12 protein-coding genes are annotated in these 14493 nt (G+C 70.8%); 9 read left to right on the forward strand and 3 right to left on the reverse strand.

The window, feature by feature from the left end; genetic code table 11:
* Positions 1–43 precede the first annotated feature (43 nt).
* The 3 genes from ACJMKX_RS15130 to ACJMKX_RS15140 are packed head-to-tail and all read left to right on the forward strand — an operon-like array spanning position 44 to position 2125.
* A complete protein-coding gene (locus ACJMKX_RS15130) occupies positions 44–1195 on the forward strand; it encodes a L,D-transpeptidase family protein (protein WP_405227274.1) in 1152 nt (383 codons plus the stop codon).
* Positions 1192–1368: a hypothetical protein gene (locus ACJMKX_RS15135; protein WP_405227277.1), complete on the forward strand. Its 177-nt coding sequence runs from the start codon at positions 1192–1194 to the stop codon at positions 1366–1368. The genes ACJMKX_RS15130 and ACJMKX_RS15135 overlap by 4 nt, the downstream gene beginning before the upstream one ends.
* The gene (locus ACJMKX_RS15140) at positions 1358–2125 is read left to right on the forward strand and encodes a SapC family protein (protein ID WP_405227280.1); all 768 of its coding nucleotides are present in this window, start codon (positions 1358–1360) and stop codon (positions 2123–2125) included. Before ACJMKX_RS15135 ends, ACJMKX_RS15140 begins: the two co-directional genes overlap by 11 nt.
* A gap of 18 nt (positions 2126–2143) precedes the next feature.
* On the opposite strand, the gene ACJMKX_RS15145 is transcribed toward ACJMKX_RS15140, so the two are convergent.
* Positions 2144–3220, reverse strand: a complete 1077-nt coding sequence (locus tag ACJMKX_RS15145; protein WP_405227282.1) for a 1-aminocyclopropane-1-carboxylate deaminase/D-cysteine desulfhydrase — start codon at positions 3218–3220, stop codon at positions 2144–2146.
* 104 nt (positions 3221–3324) lie between these two features.
* Between ACJMKX_RS15145 and ACJMKX_RS15150 the strand changes: the two genes are divergently transcribed.
* Positions 3325–4893, forward strand: coding sequence for a hypothetical protein (locus ACJMKX_RS15150; RefSeq protein WP_405227284.1), 1569 nt, complete (start codon positions 3325–3327; stop codon positions 4891–4893).
* A gap of 12 nt (positions 4894–4905) precedes the next feature.
* On the opposite strand, the gene ACJMKX_RS15155 is transcribed toward ACJMKX_RS15150, so the two are convergent.
* Together ACJMKX_RS15155 and ACJMKX_RS15160 are read right to left on the reverse strand one after the other, a co-directional pair.
* Positions 4906–5382 carry a hotdog fold domain-containing protein gene (locus ACJMKX_RS15155; protein WP_405227287.1) on the reverse strand — a complete coding sequence of 159 codons (477 nt, stop codon included), beginning with the start codon at positions 5380–5382 and terminating at the stop codon, positions 4906–4908.
* Positions 5372–8992, reverse strand: coding sequence for a hydantoinase B/oxoprolinase family protein (locus ACJMKX_RS15160; protein ID WP_405227290.1), 3621 nt, complete (start codon positions 8990–8992; stop codon positions 5372–5374). Before ACJMKX_RS15160 ends, ACJMKX_RS15155 begins: the two co-directional genes overlap by 11 nt.
* A 283-nt stretch (positions 8993–9275) precedes the next feature.
* On the opposite strand from ACJMKX_RS15160, the gene ACJMKX_RS15165 reads away from it, so the two are divergent.
* From ACJMKX_RS15165 to ACJMKX_RS15185, 5 genes are read left to right on the forward strand one after another with little or no spacing between them, the layout of a single operon-like run.
* On the forward strand, positions 9276–10685 hold the full coding sequence (locus ACJMKX_RS15165) for a sodium/proline symporter (RefSeq protein ID WP_405227293.1): 1410 nt from the start codon (positions 9276–9278) through the stop codon (positions 10683–10685).
* Positions 10686–10732: 47 nt separating this feature from the next.
* Positions 10733–12229: a GTPase gene (locus ACJMKX_RS15170; protein WP_405227295.1), complete on the forward strand. Its 1497-nt coding sequence runs from the start codon at positions 10733–10735 to the stop codon at positions 12227–12229.
* Positions 12153–13553, forward strand: a complete 1401-nt coding sequence (locus ACJMKX_RS15175; RefSeq protein WP_405227298.1) for a DUF697 domain-containing protein — start codon at positions 12153–12155, stop codon at positions 13551–13553. Before ACJMKX_RS15170 ends, ACJMKX_RS15175 begins: the two co-directional genes overlap by 77 nt.
* A complete protein-coding gene (locus ACJMKX_RS15180; RefSeq protein ID WP_405227301.1) occupies positions 13550–13957 on the forward strand; it encodes an MGMT family protein in 408 nt (135 codons plus the stop codon). Before ACJMKX_RS15175 ends, ACJMKX_RS15180 begins: the two co-directional genes overlap by 4 nt.
* Positions 13954–14493, forward strand: a complete 540-nt coding sequence (locus ACJMKX_RS15185) for an alpha/beta fold hydrolase (RefSeq protein WP_405227304.1) — start codon at positions 13954–13956, stop codon at positions 14491–14493. Before ACJMKX_RS15180 ends, ACJMKX_RS15185 begins: the two co-directional genes overlap by 4 nt.

Below are 14493 nucleotides of genomic sequence, written 5' to 3' on the forward strand. Positions count from 1 at the left end.
TAGAATCCCCGCGATGACCACCCGCCGCCCCACAGTTCGCCGTATGACGGGCACGCTCGTTACCGCCGCCATGGGCCTGGTGCTGGCCGGCTGCGCCGCGACCGGTGGCCAGGAGAGCGCGGAGGGTGACGTGCGCTGGATCGACACGCTGGAGGAGCGCGAGCCGATCGCCGCAGAGCGCTTCGAGCTGGCGTCGCCACAGCAGAGCGTAGTCGGCGAGGTGCAGATCGTTCAGGCCCGGGAGTCCGACACCTTCTCGGACATCGCGCGTGCCTACGGCCTGGGCTACGACGAACTCGTGCAGGCCAATCCGGGTGTGGACCCCTGGCTGCCGGGCGAAGGCGCGATCGTCGTGCTGCCCACCCAGTTCGTGCTGCCGGACGCGCCCCGCGAGGGCATCGTGCTGAACATCGCCGCCAAGCGCCTGTTCTACTTTCCACCGGCGGACGAAGACGGGGCGCAGACGGTGATCACTCACCCGATCGGCATCGGCCGCGAAGGCTGGGAGACGCCGACCGGCGCGGCCGAGGTGATCGACAAGGCCCGGGATCCGGTGTGGTATCCGCCCTGGTCGGTGCGCCAGGAACACGCCGAGGCGGGGAATCCGCTGCCGGCGGTAGTGGAGCCGGGCCCGGACAACCCGCTGGGCAACCGGGTACTGCAGCTCGACATGCCGGGCTACCTGATCCACGGCACCAACCAGCCGTACGGCGTGGGCATGCGGGTGAGTCACGGCTGCGTGCGGCTCTACCCCGAGAACATCGAGACCCTGTACGAACAGGTGGACCGGGGCACGCCCGTCACCATCGTCAACCAGCCCGTGCTCTACGGCCGCCGGGCGGGGGAGTTCTATCTGGAGGCGCATCCGATGCTGGCGGAGGACGAGCGTGATGCGGACGCGCTCCTCGACGAACTGATGGAGCGGGCCCGGCAGGAATCGGGTGCGTTCGCCGAGGAACACGAGCGCGCGAACGCGCGGCGTGCGGCCGCCGATGCGAGGGGCGTCCCCATCCGCGTGCTGAGCCGGGACGACAACGAGCTGGCGCGCCGCGTGCGCCTGGTGGCGAATGTCGTCGAGCCGGATCCGGACGCACCCACGCTGGCCGAAGTGGCCGAGCTCATCGACGAGATGATGATCGAATCGGACCCCGACGCTGACGCGGGCGAGACACAACAGGAGGCCGGGGTCGAGTGAGCGACATCAGTGAATGGCTGAAGGTGATGCTGGAGGAGATCGACCGCAAGGAAGAGGAATCCCGCGAATCCGCCGCGGACCAGGGGCCGGCGAGGGACGACAAGGAGAAGGGCGTGCCGGTGCGGCCGGGCGAGGGCGGCAACGACGCAGGAGACAAGAAGGATGACGGATGAACCGCAACGGGGCGCCGAACCGGTGCTGACCGGCAGTGCCTTCCTGTACGAGCAGCCGGAGCTGCTGACTCCGGAGCAACACGGCTCGCTGGGGCTGACGCCGCCGGAGCGCCCCTATGACTTCGTGCGCAACGTGCGCGCCATTCCGGTGACGCTGGCGGAGTTCGCCATCGCCCAGCGCCACTATCCGATCGTCTTCGCGTCCGTGGACGACCCGGTGCCGCTGGTCGTTACCGCGGTCCTGGACGACACGAACCTGTTCGTCGACGAGCAGGGCCAATGGGACCCGATGTGCTATGTGCCATCGTACCTGCGTTGTTATCCTTTCGGCCTCGCCATGGACGACCAGGGCCGCGGCGCGCTGCTCATCGACCGAAAGTCGGCCGCCGTCACCGCGGAACCCCGCTACCCGTTCTTCGAGGGCGGCGAGGTCTCCGAGCAGACGAAGCAGATGGTGCAGTTCTGCTCCCAGTACGATGCCGAGCGCGCGCGTACCCGAGAACTCTGCGAGCGGCTCCGCGACCTGGAGCTGCTGACGCCCCAGCAGGCGACCTACACGCCGACGGGCGCGAGCGAGCAGCAGACGCAGACCCTGGCGAGCTACGTCTGCGTCGATGCGAAGAAACTCACCGACCTGGACAAGGACACGATCTACGCATGGCACCGCTCCGGCGAGCTGTCCTGCCTCTACTCCCACCTCCACTCGCTGGATAACTGGCGCACCCTGATGGCGCGCCGCCAGCAAAAAGGACTGTAGGAGGGCCTTCAGGCCCTCCTACCTGTTGAGTTCGAAATAGCGCGCCAGCGGCTCCGGCAGGCCCGGGCGGATCGGGTGCTCGGCGGGGGCGTCCGTCGGTGCCGAGCTGTAGGTGTTCCAGAACAGCACCGGGCGGCCGGCGAGACGGCCCGCGTCCGTGTCGGCTAGCAGGGCCGACAGCGCCTTGCCCGAATAGGTGGTCTCCAGTGTGAGGCCGAGTTCCGCGGCTGCCCAGTCGACCGCCCGGCGGGCCGCCGCAGTGGGTACGGCGTAGCCTTCGCCGAGGAACTCGTCGCGCACCTCCAGGTTCAGCGCATCCTCCCGCAGCGGCGGAAACGCAGGGTCGAGTCGATGCAGCAACGCGGCCGTCTTCGCGCCGAGACGCCGCGTGCGCGCCTCGTCGGCAATCTTCTCGACGACCACGCGGACGGCGACGACGCGGCTGGACAGGCCGGCGGCCGCGAGTCCGGCCGCGAGCCCGGCCACCGTGCCCATGGTGCCGAGGGGCAGATAGACGAATTCCGGTTCCGGCGCCTGCCCGGCGCGGACCTGGGCGGCGAGCTCGAAAGCCGCGTTCACGTAGCCCACCGTGCCGTGCCAGGTGGACCCGCCGATGGGGATGATCCAGGGCCGGTGTGCCGCATCCGGGCCGCGGAACAGGTCCCGGTACAGCGCGAGGCGCTGCGCCCGGCTGCCGCCCCAGGGCACCAGCTCGGTGCCCAGTGCGAGATGCCGGTTCAGCGTGCGCCGCACGGCCGGGCCGCCCGGCTGCGGCCCCAGGAGGCAGATGCAGCCGAGACCGAGGCTCGTGGCATGCACGGCCGTGGCCAGCGCGTGGTTCGAGCCCGCCGCGCCGAAGGTGGCGACCGAGCGATGACCCCGGGCGATCGCCTGGCCGAGGGCATACTCGAGTTTGCGCAGCTTGTTGCCGCCATAGTCGGGATGGGTGAGATCGTCCCGCTTGATCCAGAGCGGCAGACGGTCGGTCCGGCGACATTCCAGCGGCGTCGGGAAGACTCCGAGGAACTCCCGCGGCAGACGGTTGAGCCCGCCATGGGATTGTTCGAGATGGCTGTAGCCGCGCGGCGTCTGCATGGGCGGGACCGGTCGATGCCAGCCGGCATGGTAACTCCCCTCGCCAGGCCGTAGAATCAGGCCCTGGACGCTGAGGCACCAGGGGCCACAGGGGCGATCGGCATTTGAGCGATTCGACCGACACCGGCATCACCGTGGGGGAGATGCCGGCCGAGGATCAGTCCATACCGACTGATCCCGATACCACCGCCGCTTTCATCGGCCGCGCGCTCTGCGGCCCCGTCAACCACCCCGTCGCCGTCAGCTCCTTCTCCGAATTCTCGCGCCGCTTCGGCGGCCACTGGCGGCTGAGCAGCCTCGGCCCGGCCGTGGAGCAGTTCTTCGCTCATGGCGGGCGTCGCGCGATTGTCGTCCGCGTGGCGAACGGCGCGCGCGGCGCCAGGCTCACGCTGCCCGCCGGCGATACCGGCCTGACGCTGGCGGCGCTCAGCCCGGGCGCCGGGGAGACGTTCCGCGCCTCCGTGGACTACGACGGCATCGATGGCCGCCCGGGCACCGACGGCAGCCGTTTCAACCTGACGGTGCAGCGGCTCTCGCCGCGCACGCGCCTCATCGACGACCAGGAGATCTTCCGCGGGCTGAGCTGCGCCGAGGGCGCCGAGAGCAATGTCCGCGATCGTCTCCTCACCTCGCGGCTCGTGCGCGTGGCCGGGCCGTTGCCCGAACGCCGTCCCGACGCCACCCGGTCCGGCGGTGCGGACCGGGTGGTCTCCTACGTGCCCGCCGACGAGGCCGGCACGGACGGCCAGCCGCTGAGCGACTACGACCTGATCGGCTCGGCACGGGACTACACCGGACTGTTCGCGCTGGAGGGCGCGGCGCACTTCAGCTTCCTCTACGCGCCGCCGATGGGCGGCGGTCGCGATCCCGGGCCCGCTTTCCTGATGGCGGCCGAGCGATATTGCCAGCGCCGCGGCGCCATGCTCATCGTCGATCCGCCGGCTTCCTGCCGGAGTTTCGCCGAGCTGGATCTGGCGTTGCGGCGGGACGGCTTCCGCAGCCCGCACCTGGTGACCTACTTCCCCCGGATGACCGACCGGCGCCACCCGGACGACGGACTCGTGCCGGCCGGCGGCGCGCTCGCCGGCATCCTGGCCCGCAACGACGAGAGCGGTCATGTCTGGAAGTCCCCGGCCACCGGATCGGCGTTCCTGCGCGATCTGCGTCCGGCGCTGGAGCTGGACGACGCGCAGGCGGCGGCGCTGCATCGCCACGGTGTGCAGACGTTGCGCCGCGGCGCCGACCGGCGGGTGCGGCCGACGGGGGACGTCACCTTTACCGGCAGTGTGTTCGGCGGCGCCCGGCGCCTCGGCACCGAGCGGCTGATCCAGTTCGTGCTTCATCGCGTCGAGCGATCCACGCGCTGGGTGCTGTTCCGGCACAGTGAGCGCGCCTTGTGGCACGCGATCGAGCGCCGCGTGGGCGACTTCATGCAGGCGCTGGAGGCCGACGGTGCCTTCGCCGGCCGCGGCGGCGCCGCCTGGTTCGTGCGCTGCAATTCGTCCACCAATACGGCCGCCCAGCAGGGCAGGCCCTCGGTCGGCCTCATCATCGGCTTTCGGCCGGTCGGCGAGACGGAGATGCTGGTGTGGTCTCTGGTGCAGGAGCCGGCCGGGGCCCGGATCAGCCCGGCGGCCTTCGCCGGCGCCGGCGCCAGCGCCGCGGCGGGCTGAAGACCACCCGGATCAGGCGCGGGCGGGCCGCGCCGTGATGTACATACGGATCACCGCGTGCACCACCTCGGTGCCGTCCTCTCCGCGCACGGATACGTCCACCGCCACGTCCTCGCCGTCGTCCCATTGCGTCTCCGGCAGGCGGGCCGTCGCCGTCACGTCCGTGGCCGCCTTGGCCAGGTACTCGATATGCATGCCGCGCGGGATCCAGCGCCGGTCCGCCGGGATGGCCGCCTCCATCAGCACGCCCGCGCAGAGTTCGCAGAGGTTCGCGCAGGCAAGGGCATGCACCGTGCCGATGTGATTCTTCACCTTGCGCCGCTTGCGCACTCTTGCGGTGACGTGATCCGGCTCGATCTCGAGGATCAGCGGCGACAGGGACGAGAAGTAGGGTGCCCGCAGGCACACCGCGCGCGTGAACAGCCAGCGGCCCAGCGGCCAGCGCGACAGCCGGCGCCACATGCGCAGCGCGGAAGTCTCAGTCGTCATGATCCGGTTCCTCTTGTGCCGGTGCCCCGTAACCGCCCCCGCCGGGGGTCTCGATGATCACGGCGTCGCCGACGCCGACCTCGCGCGTGTCCACCGCGGCCAGTTCCTCGATGCTGCCGTCGGCGCGGCGCAGGCGGTTGCGGCCCACCGCGCCGTCGCCGCCGCCGGCAAGACCGAACGGCGGCACGCGCCGATGCCCGGACAGTATGGAGACGCCCATCGGCTGGAGGAAGCGGATGACGCGCCGGCAGCCGTCGCCGCCCCGCTGCCGGCCGCGGCCGCCCGAGCCTGCGCGGACGGAGAACTCCTCCACCAGCACCGGGAAGCGGCCTTCCAGCACCTCCGGGTCCGTGAGGCGGGAATTGGTCATGTGGGTCTGCACGGCGTCGGCGCCGTCGAAGTCCGGGCCGGCACCCGCGCCGCCCGCTATGGTCTCGTAGTACTGGTGTTCGTCGTCGCCGAAGGTGAGGTTGTTCATGCTGCCCTGGGAGGCGGCCAGCGCACCGAGGGCGCCGTAGAGCGCATCGGTGACGCACTGGGAGGTCTCCACGTTGCCGGCCACGACGGCCGCCGGATAGCACGGGCTCAGCAGCGTGCCCGGCGGTACGCGGATGTCCAGGGGTTCGAGGCAGCCGGCGTTCAGGGGGATGCGCTCGGCCACCAGTGTGCGGAACACGTACAGCACCGCCGCGCGGGTCACCGACTCCGGCGCGTTGAAGTTGCTCGGTGACTGGGGACTGGTGCCGGTGAAATCCACCAGCGCGCGGCCGTCCCGGACTCTGACGCTCACCCGGATGATCTCGCCGCTGTCCATCTCGCAGGCGAACTCGCCGTCGTGCAGCCGCGCCAGCAGGCGGCGCACGCTGGCGGCCGCGTTTTCGCGCACGTGGTCCATGTAGGCGTGCACGGTCTCGGCGCCGTAGCGGTCGATGGCGCGGTCGAGCTGACGGATGCCTTCCTCGTTGGCCGCGAGCTGGGCCTTGAGGTCGATCAGATTGCGCCGCGGGTTACGGGCGGGCCAGTCGCCGCTGCGGAAGCGCTCGAGTACCGCCTCCGTCTGCAACTCGCCGCTGCGCGCGAGACGCACGTTGTCCAGCAGGACGCCTTCCTCCTCGATGCGGTGGCTTGCCGGCGGCATGGAGCCGGGCGTGAGTCCGCCCACGTCGGCGTGATGGGCGCGCGAGGCGAGCCAGAATGCCGGCTCCGCCGCGTCGGCGCCGGGGAAATAGGGCGTGACCACCGTGATGTCCGGCAGATGGGTGCCGCCGTTGTAGGGCGCGTTCAGCATCCAGGCGTCGCCGGGACACACGTCGCCCGCGTTGGCATCGATGACGGCGGCGACGCTGTCGCCCATCGAACCCAGGTGCACCGGCATGTGGGGCGCGTTGGCGATGAGCCGTCCGGCGCGGTCGAACACCGCGCAGGAGTAGTCCAGCCGCTCCTTGATGTTTACGGAATGGGCGGTGTGGCGCAGCACGGTGCCCATCTGCTCGGCGATGTGCATGTAGAGGTTGTTGAAGACCTCCAGCATCACCGGATCCGCTTCCCGGGAGACCCGCTCGGCGGCCGGCGCCTCGCGCCGGCTCAGCAGCAGATGGCCGTGCTCGTTGAGCACACCCTCCCATCCCGGCTCGATCACCGTGGTCGCGTTGTCCTCGATGACGATCGCCGGCGACGGGATACGCTGGCCCGCGCCCAGTTCGGCGCGGTCGTAGATTGGCACGCGGCGGTACCCGCCATCCAGCCAGACATCCGTGCGCTCCATGGGCTCGGGCGGCCCGTCGCTGGCGTCCGGGCCGGCGAAACCGCGCGGTAGTTCGTCACGGCCCCGCGCCTCCACCGTGAGCGAGGCGAGCACCAGGGGTTCGTCGCCGGGTGCCACGCCGAAACGGCTGCGGTGGGCCTCCGCGAAGGCCGCGGCCGCCTCATCGGGGCTGCCGCCGGGCACCGTGAGTATGGTGTCGCTGCCGGCCACCCGCAGGCCGTAGCGCACTGCCACCTCCAGCGCGTCGCCGGGCAGGCCCTGGGCGGCGAGTTCGTCCCGGCAATCCGCCACCAGCCTGTCCCGTGCCGCATCGGCCGTGTCCGGCGCGGCTTCGAGCGGCATCTCGATGCTCTCCGTGCGCGAGGCAATCAGGTCGGCCAGCCCCATGCCGTAGGCCGAGAGAAGGCCGGCCAGCGGATGCAGCCAGATCGAGCGAATGCCGAGGACGTCGGCCACCCGGCAGGCGTGCTGGCCCCCGGCGCCGCCGAAACAGCACAGCGTGAAGTCGCGCACGTCCTCGCCGCGTTCCACGGTGATGCGGCGGATCGCGTTCGCCATGCTCTCGACGGCGATCCGAAGGTACCCTTCGGCCACCTCCTCTGTGGTCGGCGTCCGGCCGGTGTCGGCGCCGGCAGCTTCCGCCAGCGCCTCGAGCGCCGCCAGGCTCGCGCTCCGGTCGAGTGGCTCGTCGCCGCCGGGGCCGAATACGGCGGGGAAGTGAGCCACGGGGATGCGCCCGAGTGTCACGTTGGCGTCGGTGACGGTGGCGGGCCCGCCGCGTCGGTAGCACGCCGGTCCGGGGTCGGCGCCGGCGGATTCGGGGCCGGCCTGGAAGCGGCCGTCGCGATAGGTCAGCACCGAGCCGCCGCCCGCGGCGATGGTATGTATCTCCATCATCGGGGCGCGCAGGCGGACGCCGGCCACCTCCGAGTCCAGCGTGCGCACGTATTCGCCGGCCCAGGCCGAGACGTCGGTGGAGGTGCCGCCCATGTCGAAGCCGATCAGCCGCTCGAGGCCGATCGCGCTCGCCGTCTGCACCATGCCTACCACGCCGCCGGCGGGACCGGACAGCACGGCATCCTTGCCGCGCAGGCGCGCCGCGTCGATGAGCCCGCCGCTCGACTGCATCATCTGCAGCCGTTCCGGTGCCGCCACCGGTTCCAGCGCCCGGCCGAGGCGCTCGACGTAGCGGTACAGCACCGGGGAGAGATACGCGTCGACCAGCGTCGTCTGGGCACGGCTTACGAACTTGATGACCGGGGCCGTCTCGTGGGACACGGAGATCTGGGTGTAGCCGAGCTCCGCGGCGATGGCGGCAACGCGTTGCTCGTGCGTCGTCCAGCGATAGCCGTGCACCAGGCAAACCGCGACGGCGGCGATCCCCCGCTCCCGTACCGCCGCGAGGTCCCGGCGCAGCGCCGACTCGTCCAGTTCCCGGAGCAGCGTCCCCGCCGCGCCGACCCGCTCGTCGGCCTCGATGATCTCCGTCTCGAGCGGGGCGGGCTTCTCGATGTGCAGCGCGAAGATGTCAGGCCGGCTCTGGTAGGCGATCGCGAGCGCGTCGCGGAAGCCTTTCGTCACCACCAGCGCGACGGGCTCGCCCCGTCGCTCGAGCAGCGCGTTCGTGGCGACGGTGGTGCCCATCTTCACGGCGTCGACGCGGGCGCCGGTCTCACCGGCGGCGGCGAGCAGACGGCGGATGCCCTCGACGGCCGCGTCGTCGTAGCGCCCCGGTGATTCGGACAGCAGCTTGGCGGTGACCAGGTCGCCCGCGGGCGAGCGGCCGATTACGTCCGTGAACGTGCCGCCACGGTCGATCCAGAATTGCCAGCCGGCGTCATGCATCCGGCAGAGTGTACCGTCCCGCCCGCCTCTCGTTCTTTCCTGGCCGCCCTGCGGGGGTATCCATCCTGCTCCCGACAAAAGGTCGCAGCGATGGATACCCCCGCATGACGGCCGCCTCGGGGTGGCGTGAAGGGCCTGCCGGTCAGAAGCGTCAGCTAACGTGTGCCGGACGTATCGGCTACGGGCCCAGCAGTCCACCCCGGCCGATGGCGGGCCTACGTCAAGAGAACCTCATCGGGCCTGAAGGCCCTCCTACCGGTGGGTGCAGTAAGATGGCCGGCGCATGAAGCAGAACGACGTCATCCTCTGGACGCTGTTGGCGTACGGCATCGCGCTCGTCGGCATCGGCGTGTGGGCGCAGAGCCGTAACCGGGACAATACCGACTACTTCCTGGGCGGGCGTCGCCTGGGGCCGTGGCTGGCGGCGCTGAGCGGCTCGGCGAGTTCGTCTTCGGCCTGGACCCTGCTGGCCGTCAGCGGCGCGGCGTATTCCTGGGGGCTGTCCGCGCTGTGGCTGTTCCCGGCGACGTTGAGCGGCTTCCTCATCAACTGGTTTCTGATCGGCCCGCGCCTGCGGGTGCTGTCCCGGGAGACCGGCGCCATCACGCTGGCGGAGATCATCGCGCCGGCCGAGTTCGGCGCGGCGCGCAAGACGGTGCTGCGGGTGGCGGCCGTGATCGTGCTGTTCTGCTTCATCTTCTATATCGCGTCCCAGTTCGAAGGCGCGGGCAAGGCCTTTCAGTCGCACTTCGGCTGGCCACGGGAGGCGGCCATCTTGACCGGTGTGGCGATCGTGCTGGCCTACACCTTCCTCGGCGGGTTCTGGGCCGTCTCGGTCTCGGACTTGGTGCAGGGGCTGATGATGGTGGCCGCCGCCGTACTGGTGCCGGCGGCGGCGCTCGTGACCCTCGGCGGCGTCGGCGAACTGGCATCCGGGCTCGCTGCCACCGCCTCGCCGGTCGAGTTGTCGCTGACCGGTCCGTTCACCGGCGCCATGGGCGTGGCGTTCGTCCTCGGCACGCTCGGCATTGGCCTCGGCTATCCGGGCCAGCCCCACGTGGTGAACCGTTTCATGGCGCTGCGCGACGAGCCTTCGCTCAGGCGGGCACGGGTCATCGCGATCGCCTGGGCGGTGCTGGTCTACGCGGGCATGCTGCTGCTCGGACTCTGCGCCCGGGTGCTCTACGACATCGCCGACGGCGAGCAGGTGCTGTTCGAGGTCTCGGCGCAGGTGCTGCCGCCCTTCGTCGCCGGTATCGTCCTGGCGGCGGTGCTGTCGGCCATCATGTCCACCGCGGACAGCCAGTTGCTGGTGGCGGCCTCGTCGGCGGCCCACGACTGGAACGCGGGCACGCCGGGGCGCACTTCGCGCCTGTCGGTGTCCCGGGTCACAGTGGTCCTGCTCTGCATCGCGTCGGCCCTGCTGGCGATCTTCGTCGCGGAGGACATTTTCACCCGGGTGCTGTTCGCGTGGCACGCGGTAGGCTCGGCCTTCGGCCCGCTGCTGCTGATGCGCGTGCTTGGCTATCGCGTCGGCGCGGGCGGCACACTCGCCACCCTGCTTGCGGGCTTCGGGCTGACGGTCATCCTGCACTGGCTGCCGCACACGCCGGGCGACGCCGCCGAGCGGCTGGTGCCACTCGTCGTCGCGCTCACGATAGCCTGGGCTTCTCGCCACTCGGGCAGCGACTGACGCGATGAGTGTGCGTTGATCGTCACCGCAATTAGACTGTGCCGCCTATGAAGGTCGATCGCATCCTGCGTACCGCGCTGATCCTGGCAGTGATCCTGCTGTTCGTGGCGGTGATCGCGGGCATGCTGTTCATCACCGAGTCCGCGCTCAACGTCTGGGACCGGCTGCGCGAGGCGCCGGCATGGCTGGTCGTCTCCTATGCAGGGGTCCTGCTCGCCATCGCCCTCGCGGCCGTCTGGATCGTCTGGCGCTTCCTGCTGCCGCGGCGCTCGCGCCGCGAGGAGCACAAGCAGCCGGTGTTCTCCGAGGAAGCGCTGAAGGACCGGCTGTCCGCGGCGGAGACGGCGGGCGTCGATGTGGCCGCGGCCCGCGGCGAACTCGCCGCCCTGGACGAGCGACGGGCCGCCGGGCGCATCCATCTGGCCTTGTTCGGCGAGATCAGCACGGGCAAGAGTTCGGTGATCCGCGCGCTCGTGCCCGGCGCGGAAGTCGAGACGAGTCCGGTGGGCGGCTCCACCCGCGAGATCGCCCGCTATCAGTGGCACAGCCCGAACGGCGAGCAGGTGGTGCTGACCGACATCCCCGGCACCGGCGCCGTGGGCGGCGAGTTCGATGCCGTCGCCCGGGAGGAGGCACTGCGCGCCCACGTCGTGCTCTATCTCTGCGACGGCGATCTCAGCCGCCAGGAGGCCGACGCGCTCGGGCAGCTGGTCGGCGTCGGCAAGCCCACCATCCTGGTGCTGAACAAGACCGATCAGTACACGGAGGAGGAGCTCTACCAGGTGATGGAACGCCTGCAGGCCCGCCTGCAGGATCTGCGGCCCGAGGCGCCGGCCGTCGCGGTACGCGTGAGCGCCCGCGAGGACGAGGCCGTTATGGAAGAGAGCCCGGACGGAGAACTGGTCGAGCGTCGCCGGGCGCGCGAGCCGGATATCGCCGAGCTGGTGCTGGCGCTGAACGAGCAGCTCGCCCGCGGCCGCGACGACATGGACCGCCGCCGCGATGCGGCCGTGTTCGCGCTCGCCACCGAGAAGCTGCAGGCGGCGGAGACCGCCTACCGGGCGCGACGGGCCGAGGAGATCATCCGCTCCTATACGCGCAAGGCCGTGATCGGCGCACTGGCGGCGGTCAGTCCCGGCTCCGACATCGTCATTCAGGGTTATCTCGGCACCGCCATGACCCGCGCCCTGTCCGCGCTGTACGGTATCTCGCCCCGGGATCTGGACATCGAGCAGTTCCTGAACCTGAGCCAGAGCCGCGTGGGCCGGGCGCTGCCGCTCACGCTCGCCGTGGCCGGCAACGGGCTGAAGGCCTTCCCCGGTGTGGGCACAGTGGCGGGCGGGCTGGTGCATGCCGTAGCCTATGGCCTCATCTTCGATGCCCTGGGCCGCAGTCTGGTCCAGGCCCTCGCCGCCCGGGGACGGTTCTCGCCGGAGGCGGCCGCCGAGCAGTTCGAGGAAAATCTGAGTGAGTATCTGGAAACGGGTGTTCGGCGCGTGGCGCAGATCGCCCTCCGGGAACAGGCAAGACGCCGGGAAGAGTAGGGCCGGCACGGGGTCAGATCCCGCAGCAGCCCTCGCGGCCGACCCGAGTGGCGATCATCTCGATCTGGCCCGGGAGAGTCTGCGCGAGCTGCTCGGCGACCGGCGCCTGCCCGGCGGCGTGCGCGAGGCGCTGGCCGACGACTACCGGCAGGTCCGGGCGATGCTGGACAAGCTCGAGCACGGCCACCTCCACATCGCCGCATTCGGCCGGGTCAGCACCGGCAAGTCCTCGCTGCTGAACGCCCTGATCGGCGAGACCCGCTTCACCGTCAGTCCGCTGCACGGCGAGACCCGCGAGAGCGCCATGCACGCCCTGCGCGAGGAAGAGGCGGGCGGTGTCTTCGTCATCGACACGCCGGGCATCGACGAGGCCGGCGGCGAGGAGCGCGAAGCCCTGGCCCGCGAAGTCGCGGCTCGCGCGGACCTGGTGATGTTCCTGGTCGACGGCGACATGACGGCGACGGAATTCGATGCCCTGCGCACGATCGTCCGGCTCGGCCGTCCGGTGGTGCTGGTGCTGAACAAGGCCGACCGCTACGACGACGCCGAGCGCGACGCGCTGCTGGCGGCGCTGCGCAGCCGCGTCGACGGGCTGATCGATGCGCGCAACGTGATCGCAGCCGCGGCCGACCCGGCGCCACGGACCGTGATCACCCGCGGGCCGGACGGTGCGGAGAACGAGACGCGCCGCCGGCCGCCGGCGGATGTGGAGGCGCTTCGTCTCAGGCTCTGGGACATCCTGGACCGGGAAGGCAAGACGCTGGCCGCGCTGAACGCGTCCATCTTCGCGGCCGATCTTACCGACAAGGTCGGGCACCGCATCGTGCAGGCCCGGCGCAGGGTGGCCGAGCGGGTGGTGCGGACCTACTGCATCGCCAAGGGCGCTACGGTGGCGCTGAATCCGGTGCCCGTGGCGGATCTGTTTGCCGTCGCCTTCGTCGACGTGGGCATGGTCGTGCACCTGTCCCGTATCTACGACCTGCCCGTCGCCCGCCGCGAGGCCGGCTCGCTGATACGGGTCATCATGACCGAGGCGGCGGCGCTGATGGGCACCGTCTGGGCGGTGCACTTCGTCTCCAGCGCGCTGAAGGTGGGTACCGGCGGGCTGTCCACGCTCGTCACGGCCGGCGCCCAGGGCGCGATCGCGTACTACAGCACCTACGTGGTCGGCCGGGTCGCCGATCAGTATCTCGCCCAGGGCAAGTCCTGGGGCGAGGGCGGGCCGAAGCGGGTGGTGGCGCAAATCCTGGCCAGCCTCGACCGTGACACGATCCTGCGCGAGGCTCGCGAGGAGATCCGCCAGCGGTTGCGGGCGGCGCAATGAGGCTGGCCGGACGCCGCAGTGAGCCCGACGCGCTGGCGCGCCAGCGACGGGATCGCATCTGTGCGATGGTGCGCTCGATACCGCCGGGCTGCGTGGCCAGCTACGGCCAGATAGGCCGGCTGATCGGGCTGCCCCGCGGCGGACGGCTGGTGGGGCGGGTGATGGGCTCGCTGACCGATGGCACCGACGTGCCCTGGCACCGGGTGGTCAACGCCGCCGGCCGCATCTCGCTGCCGCCGGGCAGTGACGCTTATCGCCGCCAGCGCGACCGCCTGCGCGACGAAGGCGTCACCGTGGTGCGGGGCCGTATTTCCATGCCGCGGTTCGGCTGGCAGCCGGACCTCGACGAACTCATCTGGAGGGCGGCGCCGGCCGCCGACGCCAACAGGGAGGACACCCAGTGACAGGCAACCTCGGCAATTTCGACGTCGTCTTCTCCCACGGCCAGGAGAGCGGCCCCTGGGGCAGCAAGATCACCGCGATGGCCGCGATGGTGCGGGAGATGGGCGCGCGAGCCGACTCGGTGGATTACCAGGGCATTGAAGATCCCACCCGGCGGGTGCAGAAGCTCGTGGGCGTGCTCGGCGGCATCGAGCGACCGGCGCGGTCGATAATCCTGGTGGGCTCCAGCATGGGCGGCCACGTCGCCACCGCGGCGAGCACCGTCCAGCCGGTCGACGGCGTCTTCGTGCTGGCCCCGGCCTATTTCATGCCCGGCTACGAGGAGCTGACGCCGCCGCCGCCGGACTGCCCGCTCGAGATCGTGCACGGCTGGCGCGACGACGTGGTGCCGGTGGAGAACAGCATCCGTTTTGCCCGGGAGTCGCTGGCGTCGCTGCACATCGTCGATGGCGATCACCGACTGACGGAGAACATCGATATCATCAATGAACTGCTGCGCCTGTTCGTCGGGCGCGTGATGGCAAAGAGGGGAGGCTGA

It is taken from the genome of Lentisalinibacter sediminis (assembly GCF_040706615.1).
Classification (GTDB): domain Bacteria; phylum Pseudomonadota; class Gammaproteobacteria; order Steroidobacterales; family Woeseiaceae; genus Lentisalinibacter; species Lentisalinibacter sediminis.